The organism is Burkholderia sp. BCC1985 (assembly GCF_905339915.1).
Classification (GTDB): domain Bacteria; phylum Pseudomonadota; class Gammaproteobacteria; order Burkholderiales; family Burkholderiaceae; genus Burkholderia.
The window spans coordinates 65,414-87,345 of sequence record NZ_CAJPGY010000027.1 but is presented as its reverse complement, the minus strand read 5'-3'; the positions used below and the strand labels follow the sequence as shown (position 1 = coordinate 87,345).

General features: G+C 68.2%; 15 protein-coding genes. 5 read left to right on the top strand and 10 right to left on the bottom strand.

What is annotated here, in order from left to right; genetic code table 11:
• From U4Z31_RS25240 to U4Z31_RS25220, 5 genes are all read right to left on the bottom strand, one after another.
• On the bottom strand, positions 1–372 hold a 372-nt coding region (locus U4Z31_RS25240), incomplete at its 3' end, for a porin (protein WP_321811686.1).
• A gap of 64 nt (positions 373–436) precedes the next feature.
• Positions 437–856 carry a DoxX family protein gene (locus tag U4Z31_RS25235; RefSeq protein ID WP_321811685.1) on the bottom strand — a complete coding sequence of 140 codons (420 nt, stop codon included), beginning with the start codon at positions 854–856 and terminating at the stop codon, positions 437–439.
• Positions 857–1,034: 178 nt separating this feature from the next.
• Entirely contained in the window at positions 1,035–2,312 is a 1,278-nt protein-coding gene (locus U4Z31_RS25230) for a cytochrome c (RefSeq protein WP_321811684.1), read from the bottom strand.
• Positions 2,313–2,314: 2 nt separating this feature from the next.
• Positions 2,315–3,934 (bottom strand): GMC family oxidoreductase, encoded by a 1,620-nt coding sequence (locus tag U4Z31_RS25225; protein ID WP_321804420.1) that lies wholly within the window; start codon positions 3,932–3,934, stop codon positions 2,315–2,317.
• Positions 3,934–4,440, bottom strand: a complete 507-nt coding sequence (locus U4Z31_RS25220; protein ID WP_321811683.1) for a sugar dehydrogenase complex small subunit — start codon at positions 4,438–4,440, stop codon at positions 3,934–3,936. Before U4Z31_RS25220 ends, U4Z31_RS25225 begins: the two co-directional genes overlap by 1 nt.
• 304 nt (positions 4,441–4,744) lie before the next feature.
• Here U4Z31_RS25220 and U4Z31_RS25215 point away from each other — a divergent pair, with 304 nt between their 5' ends.
• The 3 genes from U4Z31_RS25215 to U4Z31_RS25205 all read left to right on the top strand — a co-directional run bounded on the left by U4Z31_RS25215 (position 4,745) and on the right by U4Z31_RS25205 (position 13,886).
• On the top strand, positions 4,745–10,783 hold the full coding sequence (locus tag U4Z31_RS25215) for an alpha-2-macroglobulin family protein (protein ID WP_321811682.1): 6,039 nt from the start codon (positions 4,745–4,747) through the stop codon (positions 10,781–10,783).
• A 10-nt stretch (positions 10,784–10,793) separates the two neighbouring features.
• Positions 10,794–13,043, top strand: coding sequence for a penicillin-binding protein 1C (gene pbpC, locus U4Z31_RS25210; RefSeq protein ID WP_321811681.1), 2,250 nt, complete (start codon positions 10,794–10,796; stop codon positions 13,041–13,043).
• A 150-nt stretch (positions 13,044–13,193) separates the two neighbouring features.
• The gene (locus tag U4Z31_RS25205) at positions 13,194–13,886 is read left to right on the top strand and encodes a hypothetical protein (RefSeq protein WP_321811680.1); all 693 of its coding nucleotides are present in this window, start codon (positions 13,194–13,196) and stop codon (positions 13,884–13,886) included.
• A gap of 37 nt (positions 13,887–13,923) precedes the next feature.
• Here U4Z31_RS25205 and U4Z31_RS25200 read toward each other — a convergent pair whose 3' ends face one another.
• Positions 13,924–15,171, bottom strand: a complete 1,248-nt coding sequence (locus U4Z31_RS25200; protein WP_124484594.1) for a multidrug effflux MFS transporter — start codon at positions 15,169–15,171, stop codon at positions 13,924–13,926.
• Between the two features lie 459 nt (positions 15,172–15,630).
• Between U4Z31_RS25200 and U4Z31_RS25195 the strand changes: the two genes are divergently transcribed.
• Both U4Z31_RS25195 and U4Z31_RS25190 read left to right on the top strand, forming a co-directional pair.
• On the top strand, positions 15,631–16,491 hold the full coding sequence (locus U4Z31_RS25195; RefSeq protein ID WP_321811679.1) for an urea carboxylase-associated family protein: 861 nt from the start codon (positions 15,631–15,633) through the stop codon (positions 16,489–16,491).
• A gap of 85 nt (positions 16,492–16,576) precedes the next feature.
• Positions 16,577–17,251 carry a GntR family transcriptional regulator gene (locus U4Z31_RS25190; protein ID WP_044843280.1) on the top strand — a complete coding sequence of 225 codons (675 nt, stop codon included), beginning with the start codon at positions 16,577–16,579 and terminating at the stop codon, positions 17,249–17,251.
• 90 nt (positions 17,252–17,341) lie between these two features.
• Here the strand turns inward: U4Z31_RS25190 and U4Z31_RS25185 are convergent, their stop codons facing one another.
• From U4Z31_RS25185 to U4Z31_RS25170, 4 genes are all read right to left on the bottom strand, one after another.
• Complete coding sequence (locus U4Z31_RS25185; protein ID WP_044843279.1) at positions 17,342–17,737, bottom strand: ectoine synthase; 396 nt, start codon at positions 17,735–17,737, stop codon at positions 17,342–17,344.
• Positions 17,738–17,798: 61 nt separating this feature from the next.
• Positions 17,799–19,142 (bottom strand): amidase family protein, encoded by a 1,344-nt coding sequence (locus U4Z31_RS25180; protein ID WP_321811678.1) that lies wholly within the window; start codon positions 19,140–19,142, stop codon positions 17,799–17,801.
• Between the two features lie 23 nt (positions 19,143–19,165).
• The gene (locus U4Z31_RS25175; RefSeq protein ID WP_321811677.1) at positions 19,166–20,668 is read right to left on the bottom strand and encodes an amino acid ABC transporter permease/ATP-binding protein; all 1,503 of its coding nucleotides are present in this window, start codon (positions 20,666–20,668) and stop codon (positions 19,166–19,168) included.
• A 72-nt stretch (positions 20,669–20,740) separates the two neighbouring features.
• Positions 20,741–21,583, bottom strand: a complete 843-nt coding sequence (locus tag U4Z31_RS25170; RefSeq protein WP_321811676.1) for an ABC transporter substrate-binding protein — start codon at positions 21,581–21,583, stop codon at positions 20,741–20,743.
• Positions 21,584–21,932 lie beyond the last annotated feature (349 nt).

Below are 21,932 nucleotides of genomic sequence, written 5' to 3'. Positions count from 1 at the left end.
GTCGCTGTCGATGAACAGGTTGCGGCCGGCCTGCAGCTGGCCCCACGTGTCGCTCTTCAGGCCGACATACGCGCGGCGCGACCACATGCGTCCGCCGCCCGTCGTGCCGTTCATCACCTGGAACGCGGTTTCCAGGTTGAAGACCGTCGACATCCCGCCGCCGAGATCCTCGACGCCCTTCAGGCCGAACATGCTGGTGCCCCAGTCGCCGCCTTCCGCGCTCCAGCGCGTCGAGCTGCCGCCGGGCGTCGCGATGTGGTTCAGGTATTCGACGCCGCCGTCGATCCGGCCGTACAGCGTCACACTCGTCTGCGCGAACGCGGCCGCCGGTGCGGCGGCCACGATCAGCCATGCGAAATGTTTGAGTCGCAAAATGATGCCCCCTCAAAGTCTCGACCATCCGGCACACGCCCCATGCGCGCACCGGCGTTGCCGTTTACCCGCGATCGATCGAAAAACGCCCGGGGCCCGCCGCGCAAAGCGCGAGCAGGCCGCCCGAGATCGCGATGTTCTTGTAGAAATGAATCATGTTGTTGATCTGCTCGCCGCCCGACATCGTCCAGTAGTGATGGCCGATGAAGCCGGTGCCGATCGTATACAGCGCAAGCAGCAACGCGAGCGGCCGCGTCTGGAAACCGACGAGGATCGCGATGCCGGCGAACAGCTCCATCACGACGGCGATCGCCGCCGAAATGATCGGCGCCGGCGCGCCCTCGCTTCCCATGAACGCGATCGTGCCGGAGAAGTCGACGATCTTCTTCCAGCCGAACATCACGAACAGGATCACGAGCAGGATCCGGGACAACAGCAGCAGCACATCGCGCTGGGACGCGAGAAACGGTTGATTCGGTGTCATGGTGTGATCAACGAAAGCGGTACGCGAACCGCGCGCACCGGATTGCCAACGAACCAGGGCGGGCGGCCGCCAAAGCCGCCCACCCCGCTCTGCAACAACCGGCATCGGGGCCCGCCCGATGTGCTGTGCCTCCTCTTCTTGTCAGAGTTGCCCTGCCTTTACTGCATCGTACCCGGCCTCAACGCGCCTTCGCGACGTCCTGCTCGGTCACCTTCGCGGCCGGGTTGCCGAACTGGCCGGTCACGTAGTTCGTCAGCGCGGCGATCTGCGCATCCGACAGCTCGTTGCGGAACGCGGGCATCCCGACGTCCTCGCTGCCGGCCTTGCGCTGCACGCCGTTCAGGATCACCTGCACCAGGTTCGCCGGATTCGCCGCGCCCACCGTCGAGTTGTGGAACAGCGACGGGTAATAACCGTCCGGCGTGCCCTTGCCCTGCATCTGGTGGCACGTCGCGCAGTTGCCGAGATACAGCCGCGCCGGATCGATGCCCGACGACGCCAGTGCGACGCCGCGCAGCTTCAGGCCGTCTTCCGCCGGCTTGCCCCACGACGAGCGCGACTGCTTCGCGTCGCCGTTGGCGACGGCCGGCACCGTATGGACGTACGTCGCGATCGCGCCGATGTCGGCGTCGGTCATCTTCGAGAAGCTGTGCTCGACCGCCTCGGCCATCGGACCGGCCGCCTGCGCGACTCCCGGCACGCTGCCGGTACGCAGGTACTGGACGAGCTGCTGCTGCGTCCAGCCGCCGATCCCCGCGTTCGGGTCGGACGTGATGTTGTAGCCGTCCCAGCCCGCCAGCACCGAGCCCGACAGGAAGCTGCCGCCGGTTTCGTCGAGCGACTTCTCCTGCATCGCGACGCCGCGCGGCGTGTGGCACGTGCTGCAGTGCGCGAGGCCCTGCACCAGGTACGCACCGCGGTTCCACTCGGCGCTCTGCGCCGGCTTCGGCTGGTATGCGCCGTCCTTCAGGAACAGCCAGTTCCAGATCTTCAGCGGCCAGCGCATGCTCAGCAGCGCGGGGATCTCGTTCTTCGGCGGCGTCTGCTTGACCGGTTCGACACCGTGCATGAAGTACGCGTAGAGCGCCTGCACGTCGTCGTCGTTGATCTTCGCGTACGACACGTACGGCATCGCCGGATACAGGTTGTCGCCGTTCTTCGACACGCCGTGGCGCACCGCGCGCTCGAAGTCGTCGAACGTCCAGTTGCCGATGCCGGTATCCGGGTCGGGCGTGATGTTGCTCGTATAGATCTTGCCGAGCTTCGGCACCGGCATCCCGAGGCCGCCGGCGAACGGCTTGCCGCCCTTCGCGGTGTGGCAGGCCATGCAGTCGCCCGCGACCGCGAGATATTCGCCGCGCTTGACCTGCGCGGGGTCGGCCGCATCGGCCGCGCGCACGAGGCCCGGCAGCGCGAGACAGCCGGCGAGGAGGAAGGTGAGAGTAGATTTCCGCACGGTCAGACTTCCTTCTTCAGCGTGTCCGACATCCGCAGCGCGAGCGCGGCGATCGTCAGCGTCACGTTCACCGTACCGACGGTCGGCATCGTCGAGCTGCTCGAGATGAACAGGTTCGGATGGTCGAACGTGCGGCAGTCCTTGTCGACGACCGAGTCGCGCGCATCCGCGCCCATGATCGTCGCGCCCGTGATGTGGTTGTTCGGCGCGAACTCGTCGTTGAACACGACGTCCGTGCCGCCCAGCACCTGCGCCGCCGTCGCATAAACTTCGCGCGTATGCACTGCGCCGCGCTTCACGTAGTCGTCGATCGCATACGTGATCTCCGGGCGCGGAATGCCGACCGCGTCGGTGGCCGTCTTGCTCGGCACGATGCGGTTCTCGGGCTGCGGCAGGATTTCGTGGAAGCAGTCGAACTGCACGTAGCGCGCGGAACGGTCGCGGATCTGCGCGTCGAGCTCGTCGGCCTTCATCAGCTTGCCGGCCTTGAAGATCTTCTGCGTCTCCTGGTTGATACGCGACATGTTCGACAGGTGGATCTTCTTCGCGGCTTCGGTCGCGCGGAACGGGCCGTCGCGGAAACCGATCAGCGACGTCATTTCCTGCGGGCCGCGGCCCGGCCACAGCTTCTCGCTCGCATAGAACGACACGCCCGTGCCCGGGTGGTCCATCAGGTTGCGCCCGACCATGTCGGAGCTGTTCGCGACGCCGTTCGGGAAGTCGCGGTTCGCCGACATCAGCAGGATCTTCGGCGTCTCGATGCCGTTCGCGGCCACCACGAAGTACTTGCCCTCGACGCGATGGTCGGCGCCCGTCTTGTCCTTGTAGATCGCGGCGACGATGCGCTTGTCCGGACCCGTCTCGAGCTTGTACACGACCGCGCTGTCGATCAGCTTCGCGCCGGCCTGCTCGGCCTTCTCGACGTGCACGATGCCGTTGTACATCGCGCCGATCGGGCAGATCGGCATGCAGTTGTTGTTCCCGCAACAAGTCGGCCGGCCGTCGTACGGGCGGCTGTTGCGCGCGACCGGCTCGGTCACGACGTGGAACTTCGGGTCATGGCCGTTGAGCGCGCTCTTGATCGTCTGCTCGTTGAACGACAACGGCAGCGGCGGCATCGGGTACGGCTGCTTGCGCGGCGAATACAGGTCTTCCTCGGGGCCGGGGCCCCACACGCCGAGCTCTTCCTCGGCGCGCTGGTACCAATGCTCGAGATCGTCGTACTGGATCGGCCAGTCGCGGCCGACACCGTACACGGTCTTCATCTTGAAGTCGTTCGGGATGAAGCGCCACGCCGACGCGGCCCAGTGCCACGTCGTGCCGCCCACCGCGCGGATGTACTGCGAGTTGAACTTGTGCTCGCCCTTCAGGACCAGGTAGTCGTTCGGCGGGCCGTATTCCGGATGCGGCGCCCACGGGCTCGACGGGTACGGCGCCATGAAGTCCGTCTTGTCGGGCTGGTTGCGGAAGCGTTCGACGATTTCCCAGCGCGGCATGCGCGGGCCTGCCTCGAGCAGGATCACCGACTTGCCGGCCATCGCGAGCTGGTGCGCGACGATCGCGCCTGCGACACCGGACCCGACGACCACGACGTCGGCCTTTTGCGTATCGGTATCGGCCATCAGCCTTGCCTCTCGATCGGTTTTTCGGCCCAGAAGCCGGGTTTATTCGGGCAATACGAAGGAATCACGAGCGTATCGGACACGACGCTGAACATTAATGCTTCTTCGTAGGTAATTACGACGTTGTCGACGATGCCGAGATACCAGGCTTCGAGAATCGACAGCGCGGACGTTTGCTGATCGGGAGTCAACGAACCGGACGCGAATGCGCCGGCGAGTTGCGACAGACCGTCGGCGGTCTTGAACGAGCCCTTCTGAAAGGCCTGCAGGAAGCGTTCGCCGAGCACGCGGCTCAGCCCTTTCTTGCCTGTCAGTGCTTCGGAGAGCGTCATGAACGTATCGAGCGGCGCGGTGCCGGGATTATCGGCCAGGGCCCGCAACGCCAGCGAGCCGGTGAGGCCCGCCGCCGTCAGCGCCAGTGCGCCCTGCAGCCATTGACGCCGCGTGATGCCGGATGCGGCTGCGTCGCGATCGCGACGCGAGTGGGGGGTGTTGTCGTTGTGCATGTTTCCTTCTCTCGAACACCGGATTCGGGAAAACCACGCTTGATATTTCTCAAAATTTCGCGCGGCCCTGAAATGTACGCGCTCAATTCGGATTGGACAATGCTTTTATAGTCCATTTAATGTTCCGCAATCCGAGACAATCGACATTTCGCGGCATCTTTGTGTCGTCGACGCGACAATTCCGTATCGGGATGCCGGCGTGTCGCAACCCGGCGACACGCCGCTTCCCGTCATCCGCTCGCATGCCCGTCGGTTAGAATCGCGTGCAATCAAACAGAAAGCTTCCCTCCGAGGGCATCGAGCGATGAAGCAGCACGACAAGCACAACAACACGCATTCAACCCATCACACCACACGGCTGCTCTGGCGCATCGGCGCCGTCGCGGCGCTCGGCGGCGCCGCCGCACTGTCGCTGCATGCGGGCGCGGCACGCACCGTGAGCGTGTCGCCGCAAGGCACGGTCACCGAAGTCCGGCAGAGCGTCGTCAAGTTCGACGAACCGATGGTCGCGTTCGGTTCGGCATCCGCGCCGAGTCCCGCGCGCATGACCTGCAACGATTCCACCGCCGCACGCGGCCAGGGTCACTGGCTCGACGACAAGACGTGGGTCTACGATTTCGAGAACGACCTGCCGCCGGGCGTGCGCTGCTCGGTCGCGCTCAACGACACGCTGCGTTCGGTCGCCGGCAATGCGGTCAGCGGCCCGCGCCGCTTCACGTTTCAAACCGGCGGCCCGTTCCCGGTGACGGTGCGCCCCGGCTCGCGCGAGATCGAGGAGCGCCAGGTCTTCGTGCTGAAGCTGAACGGACCGGCCGAGCCACGCTCCGCGCTCGCGAACATCTGGTGCGAAGCGACCGGCATCGGCAACCGCATCCCGGTCACGGCCGCCGACGACGATGCGCGCAACGCGCTGCTCGATCACTTCGGGCTGAAGAAGGACGCCGCGCGCGTGCTGACGCTGTCGTGCGCGCAGGCGCTGCCCGCGAGCGCGAAGATGCAGCTCGTCTACGGCAAGGGCGTCGCGAGCCCGAGCGGCATCGCGAACGACACCGAGCGCCGCTTCGACTTCACGGTGCGTGCGCCGTTCGCCGCGAGCTTCTCGTGCGAGCGCGAGAACGCGAAGGCGCCCTGCACGCCGCTGCGTCCGCTGACGCTGTCGTTCAATGCACCGATCTCGCGCAAGAACGCCGAGGCGATCCGGCTGCGCGGTCCTGACGGTTCGCTTTCGCCGACCTTCGCGGCCGACGACCACAGCGACGAAGTGACGACCGTCACGTTCAACCCGCCGCTGCCCGCGCAGGCGAACCTGACGATCGAACTGCCGTCCGGCCTGCGCGACGTGACCGAGCGCACGCTCTCGAACGCCGACCTGTTCCCGCTCGCGACGCGCACCGCACCGATGCCGCCGCTCGCGAAATTCTCGTCGGGCACGTTCGGGATCGTCGAGCGCTTCGCCGAACCCGATACGCCGGCACTCGTGCCCGTCACGCTGCGCAACGTCGAGGCCGACCTGCGCATCGCGGGCCTCAACACGAGCGGCGCGCAATTCTCGAACCTGAAGGTCGACGACGACACCGCGATCCGTCAATGGATGCGCACCGTCGAGCGCTTCGACAACTGGTCGATGACGGCCGGCACGATCGACGAACGCGTCCCGGGCCTGCTGCGGCGCAAGGGCCAGCACCCCGTCTACGTGCCGCTCGAGGCCGGCGAGAAGATGCCCGCGCCGCAGAACCGCCGCATCGACGTGCGCTCGCTGTCGCTGCTCGCCGGCGAACCGGGTGCGCAGGCGCTGACGCTGCCGAAGGCCGACCCGAAGGCGCTGCGTCCGTTCGAGGTCGTCGGCGTGCCGATCGACAAGCCCGGCTTCTACGTGCTCGAACTCGCGTCGCCCGCGCTCGGCCGCTCGCTGCTCGCGAAGCCGTCGAGCATGTACGTGCGCACCACCGTGCTCGTCACGAATCTCGGCGTGCACCTGAAACAGGGCCGCGAGAACAACCTCGTGTGGGTCACGACGCTCGACAAGGGCAAGCCCGTGCCGAACGCGCAGATCCGCGTGTCGGACTGCAATGGCGACGAAATCGCGTCCGGCAAGACCGATGCGCAAGGCCTGCTGAAGATCGACGGCCCGTTCGAGCCGAAACACGAATGCAGCCAGTCGGAACGCTTCGACGACTACTTCGTGTCGGCACGCGTCGACGATCCGAAGACGGGCCGCGACATGGCGTTCGTCAGCTCGAACTGGAACCGCGGGATCGAATCGTGGCGCTTCAACGTGCCGACCGACACCGACAGCGCGCCGACCGTGCGCGCGCATACCGTGTTCGACCGCACGCTGCTGCGGGCCGGCGAAACCGTGTCGATGAAGCACTTCCTGCGCACCGAGACGCTGCAGAGCCTCGCGTTCCCGGCGCACTACCCGACACGCGTGACGATCCGCCATCTCGGCTCCGACCAGACCTACAAGCTGCCGCTCACGTGGTCGGCCGACCATAGCGCGGACACGCAGTTCACGCTGCCGCCCGCGGCGAAGCTCGGCGAATACAGCGTGTCGCTCGAAGGCGGCCCGGACGATGCGCCGACCGCCAGCTACTACGGCGGCAGCTTCCGCGTCGAGGCGTTCCGCCTGCCGGTGCTCAAGGGGACGATCGGCGCGCGCGACGCGCAGAAGAGCCCGCTCGTCGCGGTCAAGGAAGCGCCGCTCGCGGTGCAGATCGACTACGTGTCGGGCGGCGGCGCATCGAACCTGCCCGTGCAGGTGTCGGCGCTGATGAAGTGGGCGTCGCCGCCGTTCGCGGATCGCTTCGAGGACTTCAGCTTCACGCCCTATCGTCCGGAGCACAGCGACGGCAACGCCAACGACGATGCGCAGGACGGCGACAGCGCATCCGCCGCGAACAACGATCCCGACGCGACGAAGCTGATCGCGGACAAGCTGCCGCTGACGCTCGACCGCAACGGCGCGGGTTCCGTCACGCTCAAGGGCCTGCCCGACGTCGACGCGCCGAAGCGCATCGCGCTCGAGGCGACGTTCGCGGACCCGAACGGCGAAGTGCAGACGATCCGCGGCGACACGATCCTGTGGCCGGCCGCGGTGGTGGCCGGCATCAAGGCCGGCCGCTGGGTGTCGGTCGGCCAGCGCGTGCCGGTGCAGGCGCTCGCGGTCGACCTGCAGGGCAAGCCGCGTGCCTCGGTGTCGATCGAGATCAAGGGCGTCGCGCACATCACGACGACGTCGCGCAAGCGGATGGTCGGCGGCTTCTATGCTTACGACAACAAGAGCGATACGCGCGACCTCGGCGTGCTGTGCTCGGGCAAGACCGACGACAAAGGCCGCATGGCCTGCGACGCGACGCTCGAACAGGCCGGCAACGTCCAGTTGATCGCGGTCGCGAAGGACGGCGACGGCCGCACGTCGAATGCGTCGACGTCCGTCTGGGTCACGCGCGAGGACCAACTCTGGTTCGGCGGCGACAACACCGACCGGATCGACGTGATCCCGGAGAAGACGTCCTACGAACCGGGCGAAACGGCCCGCTTCCAGGTGCGCATGCCGTTCCGCTACGCGACCGCGCTCGTCGCGGTCGAACGCGGCGGCGTGATGGAAACGCACGTCGTCGAGCTGAACGGCAAGAACCCGACCGTCGACCTGAAGGTCGGCGAATCGTGGGGGCCGAACGTCTACGTGTCGGTGCTCGCGTTGCGCGGCCGGATTCGCGAAGTGCCGTGGTACTCGTTCTTCACGTGGGGCTGGAAGGCGCCGGTCGAATGGGCCCGCGCGTTCTGGCGCGAAGGCCGCTACCATGAAGCGCCGACCGCGTTCGTCGACCTGTCGAAGCCCGCGTTCCGCTATGGCCTCGGCGAGATCAAGGTCGGCACCGGCGTGCATCGTCTCGGCGTGACCGTGACGACCGACGCGACGCGCTACACGGTGCGCGGCAAGGCGCAGGCGCACGTGAAGGTCACGCTGCCGAACGGGCAGCCCGCGCCGGCCGGCACGCAGATCGCGGTCGCGGCCGTCGACGAGGCGCTGCTCGAGCTGATGCCAAACAACAGCTGGGACCTGCTCGACGCGATGCTGCAGCGACGCGCGTACGGCGTCGAGACGGCCACCGCGCAGATGGAAATCGTCGGCCGCCGCCACTTCGGCCGCAAGGCGGTGCCGGCCGGCGGCGGCGGCGGCAGCGCGCCGACGCGCGAGCTGTTCGACACGCTGCTGTTGTGGAATCCGCGCGTGACGCTCGACGCGAACGGCAGCGCAACCGTCGAAGTGCCGCTGAACGATGCGCTCACGCGCTTCCGGATCGTCGCGATCGCGGCGGTCGGCGCGGACCGCTTCGGCACCGGCAGCACGTCGATCCGCAGCACGCAGGACCTGCAGCTGATCTCCGGCCTGCCGCCGCTCGTGCGCGAAGGCGATGCGTTCCGCGCGCAGGTCACGCTGCGCAACACGACCGACCGCGCGATGCAGGTCGTCGTGACGCCGGGCGTGACGGGCCTCGACGTCGCGCCGCAAACCGTGTCGCTCGCGGCCAACGCGGCGGCCGAGGTCGCGTGGACGATCACCGTGCCCGAGCAGGCGCTCGACGCGGCCGGCGCGCTGAACTGGCGCATCGAGGCGGCCGAGCAAGGCGGCAAGCGCGCGTCCGACGCGCTGGCCGTCGCGCAGAAGGTCGTGCCCGCGCTGCCGGTCACCGTGCAGCAGGCCACGCTCACGCAGGTCGACGGCACGCTGACGCTGCCCGTGTCCGCCCCGGCCGGCGCCGTCAACAACGCGCAGGGCGCGCCGCGCGGCGGCATCGCCGTGTCGCTGCAGTCGAAGCTCGCCGACGGCCTGCCCGGCGTGCGGCGCTGGTTCGAGCGCTATCCGTACCGCTGCCTCGAACAGCAGACGTCGCGCGCGATCGGCCTGCACGACGCCGCGCAATGGCAGGCGCTGGTCGCGCGCATGCCCGTCTACCTCGACAGCGACGGACTCGCGAACTACTTCCCGCCGTCCTCCGACGATGCGCACTACGGCAGCCCGACGCTGTCGTCGTATCTGCTCGTGGTCGCCGACGAGGCCGGCCGCCTCGACCCGCGCTTCGCGCTGCCGGAAGACCTGCGCACGCAGCTCGAAGCCGGGCTCGCGCGTTTCGTCGACGGCCGCATCGAGCGCAATGCGTGGGCTCCGCGCCAGGATCGCGACCTGCGCAAGCTTGCCGCGATCGAGGCGCTGTCGCGCTACGGTGCAGCCCAGGGCCGCATGCTCGGTTCGATCGAGATCGCGCCGAACCAGTGGCCGACGTCGGCGGTGATCGACTATCACGCGATCCTCACGCGCGTGAAGGACATCCCGCAGCGCGACGCGAAACGCGCGCAGGTCGAGCAGATCCTGCGGGCGCGCCTCACGTACCAGGGCACGCAGCTCGTGTTCTCGACCGCGCGCGACGACGACCTGTGGTGGCTGATGACGAGCAACGAGACCAACGCCGCGCGTCTCGCGCTGGAATTCGCGGGCGACCCGGCGTGGAAGGACGAGATGCCGCGCGTGGCGACCGGCCTGCTCGCGCTGCAACGCCAGGGCGCATGGCAGACGACGACGTCGAACGCACTCGGCCAGCTCGCGATCGAGCGCTTCTCGCGCACCTACGAGAGCACGCCCGTGGCCGGCACGACAAAGGTCGCGCTCGGCGGCAACGAGCGCGCGATTTCGTGGTCGCAGGCACCCTCGACCGCGCCCGCCGACAGCCCCGCGTCGGCCACTCCCGCGACCCGCGCCGCCGCCGCGCGCAGCGTGCTGATGCCGTGGCCGCGCGCGGCCCAGGCGCCGGCCACGCTGTCCGTCACGCAGGACGGCACGGGCCGCCCGTGGGCGACCGTCGAAAGCCTCGCGGCCGTGCCGCTGCGCGCGCCGTTCGCGGCCGGCTACCGGATCACGAAGACCGTCACGCCCGTGTCGCCCGCCGTCAAGGGCGTGCTGACGCGCGGCGACGTCGTGCGCGTGCATCTCGACATCGACGCGCAGAGCGACATGACGTGGGTCGTCGTCAACGATCCGATCCCGTCCGGTGCGACGATCCTCGGCTCGGGCCTCGGCCGCGATTCGGAAGCCGCGACGCAGGGCGAGAAATCCCCGGACGGCGCATGGCCGGCGTTCATCGAACGCGATTTCGACGGCTACCGCGCGTATTACGACTATCTGCCGAAGGGCAAGCTCTCGGTCGAGTACACGGTGCGGCTGAACAACGTCGGCACCTTCGGGTTGCCGCCGACGCGCGTCGAGGCGTTGTACGCACCGTCCGTGTACGGCCTGTGGCCGAACCCGCCGATGACCGTGAAGCCGGCCGACGCGGGCAAGTAACGGGTACGCGATGATCGATCATGGATTGCCGCGGCCGGCGCGCTTCGCCGGCCGCGTTTTCGTCGCCGTCGTGCTGGCCGCGCCGCTCGTCGCGCACGCGCTACCTGGCTACGACGACGTGCGCCGCAACTGGCGCAGCTCCGACTGGGTGCTGCTCGCGCGTGACGGCACGCCGCTGCAGCGCACGCGCGTCGACCTCGCCGAACGGCGCGGCGACTGGGTGTCGCTCGCCGACGTGTCGCCCGCGTTCCGCGAGGCGATCGTCGTGTCCGAGGACAAGCGCTTCTACGAACACAGCGGCGTCGACTGGCGCGGGATCGCCGGTGCGGCATGGGGCAACCTGTGGAACCAGCGCACGCGCGGCGCGTCGACCGTGACGATGCAGCTCGCCGGGCTCCTCAATGACGAACCGCGCCGCTCGGGCCAGCGCTCGCTGCCGCAGAAGGCCACGCAGGCGATGAACGCGCTGCTGCTCGAACGCGGCTGGCGCAAGGACCAGATCCTCGAGGCCTACCTGAATCTCGTGCCGTTCCGCGGCGAGACGGTCGGGCTCGCCGCGCTGTCGCAGGTGCTGTTCGGCAAGGCGCCGTCCGGCCTCGACGCACGTGAAGCCGCGATCGCGGCAGCGCTGGTGCGCGCGCCCAACGCGGCGAGCGCGAAGGTCGCCGAGCGTGCGTGCCGGATCCTGCGCGACATGCACGCGGAGCAGGCCTGCGCGTCGCTCGACGGCTACGTGCAGCTCGTGATCGCGCGCCCGGCCAATGCCGTGCGTAACGACCTGACGGCGGACGGCGCCGCCCTCGCCCCGCACTTCGCGCGCCGCATCGCGGCCGAGGTCAGGCCCGCGGCCGGCGCGCAGGTGCGCACGACGCTCGATGCGCCGCTGCAGCGCTTCGCGCGCGACACGCTCACGCGCGCGCTGACCGAACTCAACGCGCCCGCGCACCGGCGCAACGTGCAGGACGGCGCAGTCGTCGTGATCGACAACGCGACCGGCGAGATTCGCGCGTGGGTCGGTTCGTCGGGCGCGTTGTCGAGCGCACGCGACGTCGACGCCGTGCTCGCGCCGCGCCAGGCCGGCTCGACGCTCAAGCCGTTCCTCTATGCGCAGGCGATCGACGAGAAGCGGCTGACGGCCGCGTCGCTGCTCGACGACGCGCCGATCAACCTCGCGGCCGGCGGCGGCCTCTACATTCCGCAGAACTACGACAAGGATTTCAAGGGCTGGGTGAGCGTGCGCAGCGCGCTCGGCGGCTCGCTAAACGTGCCGGCCGTGCGCACGCTCGTGCTCGTCACGCCGCATCGCTTCGCGCGCACGCTGACCGCGCTCGGCCTGCCGCTCGCGCAGGAAGGCGACTACTACGGCTTCAGCCTCGCGCTCGGCAGCGCGGACGTCACGCTGCTGTCGCTGACCAATGCGTATCGCGCGCTCGCGAACGGCGGCGTCGCGCGCAAGGTCGTCGACCTGCCTGCGCCGTCGCCCGCTGCCGGCGCATCGGCAGCGGGGCGTGCGGACAACGGCACGCGCGTGTTCAGCGAAGCGGCCAGCTTCGTCGTCACCGACATCCTCGCCGACAACAACGCGCGCGTGCGCACGTTCGGCTTCGACAATCCGCTCGCGACGCGCTTCTTCTCGGCGGTGAAGACCGGCACGAGCAAGGACATGCGCGACAACTGGACCGTCGGCTTCACGTCGCGCTATACGGTCGGCGTGTGGGTCGGCAATGCGGACGGCTCGCCGATGTGGGATGTATCGGGGGTCACGGGCGCGTCGCCGGTTTGGTCGGCCGTCGTCGGCTACCTGCACCGCGACCTGCCGAGCCGTGCGCCGCGTCCGCCGGCCGGCGTCGAAGCACGCCGCATTACGTTCGAGCGCGACGTCGAGCCGTCGCGCAACGAGTGGTTCGTCGCAGGCACCGCGCTCGACACGATCCGGCTCGCCGCGCCCGTCACGCCGGGCAAGGACGGCGCGCGCGCGCCGCTGACGATCGGTGCGCCGACCGACGGCACGATCTTCGCGATCGATCCGGACATTCCACCGAAGAATCAGCGGATCTGGTTCGAGCGATCTTCCGGGCATGCCGCTCGGTTCGCGTGGCGGCTCGACGACAAGGTGATCGGCCACGCCGACCGCATCGCGTGGATGCCGTGGCCCGGGCGGCATCGGCTCGAACTCGTCGACGCGCGCGGCAACGTGGCGGATGCGATCGGCTTCGAGGTGCGCGGCGCGTTCGCCAAACCGGCCGCGCGCAAGCCGTAACCGGCGCCGGCCATGCCGCACGCCGCAGGCCGCGGCGAACAAACGGGCCAGCAACCCCGCGATCGGAGACCTAGAATACGAACAGCGCGCCGAAGCGTCGGCGCGCGCCGGTTGCCCTGCCGCGCTCACTCTTCCGATCCGCCCGCGACCATGAACCTTCGCCATCCGCGCTTCCTCCGCCCCGCGCTGGGCACGCTGTGCGCCGCGGCCCTCGCGACGCTTGCCGGGTGCAACGGCGACGCCTGCTTCGGCGTCGACGTCTGCTTCAACAACGCCAACACGCAAACCGTCGCGCTGTCCGGCACGGCCGCCACGGGCTCCGCGCTCGCGAGCGCATCGGTGACGGTCAGCTGCGGGCAAGGCTCGGCGACGACGCTGACCGACGGCGGCGGCAACTACCGCGTGGCGGTCAACGCCGTGCTGCCGTGCGTGATCACCGTCGCGTCGAGCGGCACGAGCCTGCATTCGCTCGCCTACGCGGGCGGCACCTTCAACACGACGCCCGAGACCGAGCTGATGCTCGTCTATCTCGCCGCGCAGCTCGGCACGAACACGGCCGGGCTGATCGGCAATTTCCAGGGGAATGCGCACTTCCAGCAGGTGATGGGCAGCCCGAACACGGTGCAGGCCGCGCAATCGGCGGTCGTGACGAATCTGCAGCAGCGCTATGCGGTCACGCTGTCGACGCCGGCCTTCCTGACGACACCGTTCGTGGTCGGCCAACCGGGCGTCGACAGCGACCTCGCCGCGCTGGCCAAGGCCGGCGCGATCGATTCCAACGGCATGCCGGATCCGGTTGCGGTTTCGCTGCTGGCGCAGGCGGGCGCGGCGCACCCGCTGTGAGCGGCGGGCGTGCCGCTGCCGCCCCCGTCGACCCGGCTTACGCGGCTTCCCCGCTCCCGCAAGCCACGCTCGCCGCCTGCTGCTGCGTGAGGTAGCGCAGCAGCTTCGTCACCATCCACACGACGATGAACGACAGCGCGACGAAGAACACCGCGAGAGGCGTCAGCACGTGAATCGATACGAAACCGGCCAGCCCCATCATCGCGGACGACACGAGCAGCAGCGCGCACCCGAGGATCGCGCTCGTCAGCCCCGCGATATGCGGAAACAGCGAATTGCCCTTCGCCATCAGCGTCGGATACATCGCGCCCGCGCAGAAGCCCATCACGAGCACCGGCGTCGCGAGCGTCCATACGCGCAGCCCGACGGTCAGCGCCAGCACCAGCATCGCGACCGCCGCGCCCGCCATCACGCGTGCGCCGATGCGCAACCGCTGCTCGGCGCTCGGCAGCCCGCGCCCGTGAATCCGGTTCGACAGCCCGCCGAGGAAATACATCAGCCCGATCCCGAGCGCGAGATAGCCGAAGAAGGTCGGCGGCTTGTGCAGCGTGGTCTGCACCATGAACGGCCCGACGATGTTGAACACCAGCAGGATGCTGTAGCACAGCCCCTGCGCGAGGAAGCAGCTCTGGAACACCGGGCTCGCGAGCACCTTGCCCGCGTTCGCCATCAGCGTGCGCGGCTCGAGATGGACCGGCTTCGGCAAGGTCTCGCGATAGCGCCACAGCAGCGCCCACATCACCAGCGAATACACCAGCAGGAACACGAGGCACGCGCGCCAGCCGAACCATTCCTGCAGGTGCGCGCCGATCACCGGCGCGATGATCGGCGCGAGCCCCCACGCGATCGACATATAGGTGAACGCATGCATCAGCGCCTGGCCCGAGAACGAGTCGGTGATGATCGCCTTCGCGAGCAGGTTCGTGGTCGCGATCCCGAAGCCCTGCAGGCAGCGCGCCAGCACGAACGTCTCCAGGTTCGGCGCGCCGAGCGACAGCAGGCAGCCGATCGTGTAGATGACCAGCCCGAACGCGAGCACGCGCTTGCGCCCGTATGCATCCGCAACCGGACCGAAGATCAGCTGGCCGAGCGCATAAGCGGCCATGTAGCCGGAGACGCTCGACTGAATCGCCTGCGGCGTGGTCGCGAACGAACGCGCCATGTCGGGCAGCGCAGGCACGTAGATGTCGATCGCGAGCTGGCCGGCGGAGGCGAACAGGCAAATCAGGAACAACAGGAAGCGCGGGGAGTTCGATTCGCGCGCGGGAGTGAGCGAGGCGTTCATGACAACCGGGAAAGTTCGGACGGCGGCGACACGCGCCATGCTGCTCGAAGTCGAACAACCGTGCGCGGCGAAGCGCATATTGTGCCTGTTGTTGCGCAACGCGACAGGAATCCCATGGCGCGGGCGCGGTTGAATGCGGATTGCGTCAGGTCTCGAAACGCGTTACACGCCCCGCTTGCCGATCATGGCGAGCCGGTCCGGCGGCCGGCACGGCCACGGTTTTGATCCATATTTCGTTTTTTGTTTGCGGCGCCACTCGCCTGCCTGCGCGCATCCGCGGCTCGCCGCGCCCCTCCGTACTTTCCACCGATTGACACACCTCCCGGCGTTCCCCCTATACTCCTCGCAGCGCCAATAAATTGTTGAACAATACAGCATGAAAATTGACGCCTGACCGGCCACCACAAAGGATTCCAGCCGGATCTCCGAATCTGCAAATTTCCCCGAGAGCACCGCGTCATGTCGAACTATCCCGCCGCCTACCAGGTCACCAAGGGTTCCGTCCTGAACGTCGACAAAGCCTTTTATTCCGCGATCGCCCAGCGCCGGGACGCGCGCGAACGGATCGCGTCGCACGTCGTGCCGATCCGCAGCGGCTTCGCGTGGACGGTGCCGGCGGGTCACGTGTTCCGGATCGTCACGCTCGAAGGCCCGCAAGTCGCCGACTTCAACATCTGGAACCTGCACAATCCACGCGAGCGCATGTGGGCGTCGCGCACACGTCAGCTGCAAGCCGCGCACGTGACGACGTTCGACCGGCTCTGGTCGACGCTGCCGTACCTGCGGCCGCTGGTCACGATCACCGACGACACGCTCGCCGGCTATGGCGTCGACGGCGACGGCGGCCGCGTGCACGACCTGCTCGGCACGCGCTGCGACCCGTACGTGAACAAGCTGCTGACCGGCGAGGACTTTCATTTCCACTGTCATTCGAACCTCGTGCGGGCGGTCGCGCCGTACGGGCTGACCGAATTCGACGTGCACGACGTGCTCAACGTGTTCCAGTGCACCGGCCTGAACGACGACGACAAGTACTTCATGAAGGCCTGTCCCGCGCAGCCGGGCGATTACCTCGAGTTCTTCGCGGAAATCGACGTGCTGTGCGCAATGTCCACGTGTCCGGGCGGCGACCTGTCGGTGCCGATGTGGGGCCCCGACGCACGCGACCCGATCGACGTGTGCCGGCCGCTCGGCGTCGAGGTATACCGGCTCGACCCGAGCCTGCTCGAAGGCTGGTCGCAGCCGAGCGTCGCGCCCTACCGCGGCCAGCACGGGATGCAGCCGCCGCAGGCCGACTGGCAGCACGACAAGACGGCGTAACGCGGTCCGGAGCCCGTAGAATGGCGAAACGCCGCCGGCCGGCCACGCCGGCGGCGCACGACCAGGAGAGGAGCGAACGAACGGAATGGCAAGCGAAAAAGCGAGAGGACAGTCGGTCGCCGACCGGATCAGCCATCAACTGCGGGAACACATCATCAGCGGCAAGCTGCCGCCCGGCACCGCGCTGATCGAGATGGACCTCGCGGCCGAATACGACACGTCGCGCAACTCGCTTCGCGAAGTCCTGCATCAGCTCGGCCGCGAAGGGCTCGTCACGTTCGTGCGCCACAAGGGTGTCGTCGTGCGCACGCTGAATCGCCAGGACGTGCGCGATCTCTACGTCGCGCGCCGCACGCTCGAGCTGCATGCGCTGAACACGGCCGAACTCGCGCAGCCGGCGCTGCTCGAAAAGATGCAGGCCGCCATTCGCGCGGCCGAGCGCGAACTCGACAAGGAAAACTGGCAGGCCGTCGGCACGCACAGCCTGCGCTTTCACCAGCACATCGTCGCGCTGCAGAAGTCGGCGCTGCTCGACGAGTTCTTCCGGACCATCTCCGCACAGCTGCGGCTCGTCTTCGCCGCCGATCCCGACGAGAAACGCGTGCAAACGCCCGACTGGATCCAGCGCGAATACCAGATCTACGACCTGCTCACGCAGAACCGCCGCAGCGAAGCCGTCACCGCGCTCGCGCGCTATCTCGACGATTCCGAGCGGATGCTCGTCGAGGCAATCAAGCGCAGCCATCGCGAGGCGGCCTGACCCTGCACGCCGCGCTGCCGTTGCTTGCCTCAAGACGTGGCAAGCAACGGCAGCACGAAAAGGCACGCAACGGCCCGACCGCTCGCGCCGTCAGGCCTGCTCCGTCGGCAGCGCGTAACTGCCGTCTTCCCGATGCGTCTCGAGTCCCGTCAGCGGCGGATTGAACACGCACACGAGATGCAGGTCGCCGCGCGTCGCGCGCAGGACATGCGGATCGTTCAGGTTCAGCGCGTAGATCGTTCCGGGCGTGATCCGGTGCACGTTGCCGGTCGCCGTGTCGACGACCTCCCCCTCTCCGGCCACGCAGTAGTTGGTCTCGAAGTGGTTCTTGTAGTGCAGATGCAGTTCGGCGCCTTCGTGCACGCGCGTCTCATGAACGGAATAGCCGACGCCGTCCTGCTTGACGATCATGCGCTTGCTGTCCCAGCCCGGGCCGCGCGCATGGCGCTCGGTATTGGCGATATCGGCCGATCTCACGACGATCATAAGTACCTCTGAATAGTTGAGATGAAACATGGCAAGGTGATCCTTGCCGCCGGAAAATGCGTCATGCGGATTCGGCGGTCAGCGCACGCTCCACCGCTGCCGCGACATCGAGCAGCCGCGCGTCCTCGCCGCGATGCCCGGTGATCAGCAAGCCGACGGGCTGACGGTTGCGCAGGTCGCCGGGCACGCTGATGCTCGGCAGGTCGAGCCGGTTCGCGAATTCGGTCAGCCGGAACGCACGCGCGTTCTGTGCGAGGTATGCGGCTTCGTCGGCCAGATCGGCCACGCGCGGCGGCAGCATCGGCACCGTCGGCGTCAGCACCGCATCCGCGTCGCCGAGTTCTGCGTGGTACGCGTCGGCCAGTGCGGCCAGGTGCCGCAGCGCCGCGGCGTAGTCGTGCGCCCGCACCTGCTCGCCTGCAGCGATGCGCGGGCCGACCAGCGGATCGTAGCGGTCCGCCGCCGCGGCCAGCCGCGCACGATGCAGCATGAACGCCTCTGCCGCGATGATGCTGCCCGCGCGGGCGACCGCGCCGGCCTCGGCCACGCAATCGAGCCGCTTGCGCCGGATCCGTGCGCCGTGCGCGGACAGTCGGGACAGCCACGCGTCGAATGCGCGTCCGACGACCGGGTCGACGTCATCCGCGACGAACGCCTCGGGCACGATGAACTGCAGGTCGCGGATCGCCGCCGGTCGCCGCCGCCGCGCTTCGCGGCCGTGCAGCGCAACGTCCGCCTGCCGACACAGCCCGACCGTCGCGGCCAGCAGGCCCGGCACGTCGAAGCTCGTCGACAGAAGCCGCATGCCGTCGCTCGCATAGCGCCCACGCGACGGCTTGAATCCCGTCACGCCGCAGAATGCGGCCGGAATGCGTGCCGACCCGCTCGTATCGGAACCCAGCGACAGGTCGGCCGCACCGAGCGCCACAGACACCGCCGCGCCCGAACTCGATCCGCCGGCCACCCGCTCGCGCCGCGCATCGAGCGGCGTCGTCGGCGTCCCGTACGCACGGTTCACGCCGAGCGCGCCGTACGCGAACTCGGTCATCGCCGTCTGCGCGACCAGCACCGCGCCGGCCCGACGCAGTGCCGACACCGGCGCCGCGTCGATTCGCGCCGGCGGCTCGTCGGCCAGCACGCGCGAACCGGCATGCGTGACCCAGCCGGTGCAATCGAAGCAGGCCTTCACCGTCAGCACGGTGCCAGCCAGCGGCGCATCGATCGCGCCGGCGCGCCGCGCCGCATCCCAGGCGCGCGCATCGGCGACCGCCGCGTCGTCGCGCCGCGCGAGCCACGCGGCTTCGATGTCGCCGGGATGCGCGTCGGCATGCGCCAGACACGCACGCACCCGTTCCGCACACGCGTGCTCGTTCACGTCGCCCAGCCGGAAATCCGTCGGATCCATTCCCGCTCCCATCCGGTCATTCGTCATGCGAAGTGAACGTGCTTCAGAAAATCCTTCACACGCGCGTCCACGCTGCCGCGAATCCGGTCCGGCGGCACGTCGTACAGGATGCGCCCGTTCTCCATGAACACGATCCGGTCGGACACCTTGAACGCGAAATTCATCTCATGGGTCACGATGAGCATCGTCATCCCCTCTTTCGCCAGCGTCTCGACGACCTTCAGCACTTCGCCGACGAGCTCCGGATCGAGGGCCGACGTCGGCTCGTCGAACAGCATGATCGACGGCCGCGTCGCGAGTGCGCGCGCAATGGCGACGCGCTGCTGCTGGCCGCCCGACAGCTGATGCGGATACTTGTTCGCATGTTCGAGCATCCCGACCTTCGACAACAGCGACAGCGCCTGCAGCCGGATCGCCGCCGCATCGGCCTGCCGGTGATAGCACGGCGCCATCATCACGTTCTGCAGCGCGGTGCGATGCGGGAACAGGTTGAAGCTCTGGAACACCATGCCGATGTCGAGGATGCGCTCGTGCGACACGCGCGGCGGATGCGAACCCGACGCGCGGATGAACGGCTCGCCGTACAGGTCGATCTCGCCCGCGTTCACCGGCGCGAGGCCGTTGACGGTACGAATCAGCGACGTCTTGCCGGAGCCGGACGGCCCGATGATCGACACGACCTGCCCGGGCGCGACGTCGAGATGAATGTCCTTCAACACTTCATGGCGGCCGTAGCGCTGCTGCACGCCTTTCAGGCGCAGCGCGAATTCGGCGTTCGCCCGCGGTCTCGGCGCGACGGCCGGCGCCGACGGCGGCAGCGCAAGATCGACGTGGCCGGCCTGGGCCGGCGTACGGCGGCTGACGTCGAGGTACCGCTCGAGATAACCGAGCAGCCGGCTGAACACCGTCACGATCAGCACGTAGTAGAACGCCACGGCCAGCATCGTTTCGAACACCAGGAAATTCTGCGTGTACAGCCGCTGACCGACGAGCAGGATCTCGGCCAGCGAAATCACCGACACCAGCGACGTGAGCTTCACGATCGTGATGAACTCGTTCGCCAGCGCCGGCAGCGCAATACGGATCGCCTGCGGCATCACGATCATCCGCTGGATGCCGGTGAAGCGGATGCCCAGCGCGCGGCCCGCCTCGAGCTGCCCGCGCGGCACCGACAGGATCCCGCCGCGATGGATTTCCGCGAAATACGCGGTCTCGCTCAGCACCATCGCGATCAGGCCGGCCATGAACGGATCGGACAGCACCGCGCTCGTCGCCGGAAAGACCTGCGGCAGGTTGTAGATGAAGACCAGCAGCACGAGCAGCGGCAGGCTGCGGAAGAACCAGATGTAGAGCGCCGCCGCCCGTTTCAGCAACGGCTGGTGCGACTGTCTCGCGAGCGCCACCGGAAAGCCGAGCAACACACCGAGCAGCCACGCGGCGACGCTGAGCTCGACGACCACGACGCAGGCGCGCCAGAAATCCTGGTCCCGCAAGAGCTGAAACGCATAGTGCCAATCGAACTGCATCGAAGACTCCTCAACCGCGGATGGTGATGCGGCCGCGCGGCGCGCGGTGGTCAGGTAGTGCTGGCCGCGCGCTTACTTCGGCGCGCCGAGCGCGTTGGCGACGTCGGCAGGTGTCGGCTCCTGCAACCCGTATTTCTTCACCAGGCTGCCGTATTCGCCGCTGCGCCGCGCATCGTTCAACGCACCCTCGAGCGCACCCTGCAACCCGCTATCGCCCTTCGTCACGCCCAGGCCGATCACGATCGGATACAGCAGCGTGGTCGAACTGATGTCGACGCGCCCGTTCGTCTGCTTCGGAATCTCCTGCGCGACGGCCGCGTCCTCGATCTGGACATCGACCGCCTTCGACAGCAGCGCGGACGTCGCTTCCGGCGACGTCGGGAACTCGAGGACCGCGATCTCGGCCCGCCCGGCCGCCTTGCACGTGTCCTGCGACACCGCACGCAGCTTCGGCGTCCACGACGCGCCCTTGATCGAGCCGACCCGCTTGCCGCACAGGTCCTGCGGCGTCTTCGGCAGGAACGCGCCGCCCTTCGCGACGAGCAGCGACGCGCCCGTCTTCAGGTACGGCACGAAATCGACTTGCTTCACGCGATCGGGCGTCACGTACAGCGCGGATGCGACGACGTCGAAGCGGCGCGCCTTCATCCCGAGAATCAGGTCCGGGAAGCGCGTATCGAGAAATACCGGCTCCAGTTTCAGGTGACGTGCCAGCAGCCGCGAGAACTCGGCATCGAAACCCGCAGGCTTGCCGGCGTCCAGGTACGCGTATGGCGGATACGTGAGGTCGGAGCCCACCAGCAGCGTGCCGGGCCGCACCGTCTGCAGCGGCGCCGCCGACGCGAGCGAGCATGCGAAGGCCAGCGGCACGAGCGCGCCGCGGAGGAAATGTCGAACCGGTAAACGAGCAGACATGGCGAAGCTCCTGGGTTGTTCGGCTCTCGCGCTGAAACGTCGTAACGCCTCCCAGGGGCCGCCACACGCGGCTTCCCGGGATTTTTCACCGAAAATTGTTGAACAATTTCGGCCGATTCTGACCAGTTCAAATTGAAATCTGTATTCGGGTTTACGCGGCAAACAGCGTCGCCGGACGTGCGTCGGGCGCGCATCCGCCAACCCCGCTTCGGTGCGGGGCACGTGTTCAGGCAAACGGAGAACAGACCGGGCGGGACAACGCGCGGACGGCGGGCCGTCGAGGTGCGGCGCCATAAACGCGACGCACGCGATGGAGGATCAGGACACGGGGTTCAGCATCGGGCGCGAC

Bases quoted from the DNA above. Each gene is read 5' to 3' on its own strand.
- U4Z31_RS25235 (WP_321811685.1), bottom strand. From the start codon at position 856: ATGACACCGAATCAACCGTTTCTCGCGTCCCAGCGCGATGTGCTGCTG.
- U4Z31_RS25225 (WP_321804420.1), bottom strand. From the start codon at position 3,934: ATGGCCGATACCGATACGCAAAAGGCCGACGTCGTGGTCGTCGGGTCC.
- U4Z31_RS25220 (WP_321811683.1), bottom strand. From the start codon at position 4,440: ATGCACAACGACAACACCCCCCACTCGCGTCGCGATCGCGACGCAGCC.
- U4Z31_RS25215 (WP_321811682.1), top strand. From the start codon at position 4,745: ATGAAGCAGCACGACAAGCACAACAACACGCATTCAACCCATCACACC.
- pbpC (WP_321811681.1), top strand. From the start codon at position 10,794: ATGATCGATCATGGATTGCCGCGGCCGGCGCGCTTCGCCGGCCGCGTT.
- U4Z31_RS25205 (WP_321811680.1), top strand. From the start codon at position 13,194: ATGAACCTTCGCCATCCGCGCTTCCTCCGCCCCGCGCTGGGCACGCTG.
- U4Z31_RS25200 (WP_124484594.1), bottom strand. From the start codon at position 15,171: ATGAACGCCTCGCTCACTCCCGCGCGCGAATCGAACTCCCCGCGCTTC.
- U4Z31_RS25195 (WP_321811679.1), top strand. From the start codon at position 15,631: ATGTCGAACTATCCCGCCGCCTACCAGGTCACCAAGGGTTCCGTCCTG.
- U4Z31_RS25190 (WP_044843280.1), top strand. From the start codon at position 16,577: ATGGCAAGCGAAAAAGCGAGAGGACAGTCGGTCGCCGACCGGATCAGC.
- U4Z31_RS25185 (WP_044843279.1), bottom strand. From the start codon at position 17,737: ATGATCGTCGTGAGATCGGCCGATATCGCCAATACCGAGCGCCATGCG.
- U4Z31_RS25180 (WP_321811678.1), bottom strand. From the start codon at position 19,142: ATGGATCCGACGGATTTCCGGCTGGGCGACGTGAACGAGCACGCGTGT.
- U4Z31_RS25175 (WP_321811677.1), bottom strand. From the start codon at position 20,668: ATGCAGTTCGATTGGCACTATGCGTTTCAGCTCTTGCGGGACCAGGAT.
- U4Z31_RS25170 (WP_321811676.1), bottom strand. From the start codon at position 21,583: ATGTCTGCTCGTTTACCGGTTCGACATTTCCTCCGCGGCGCGCTCGTG.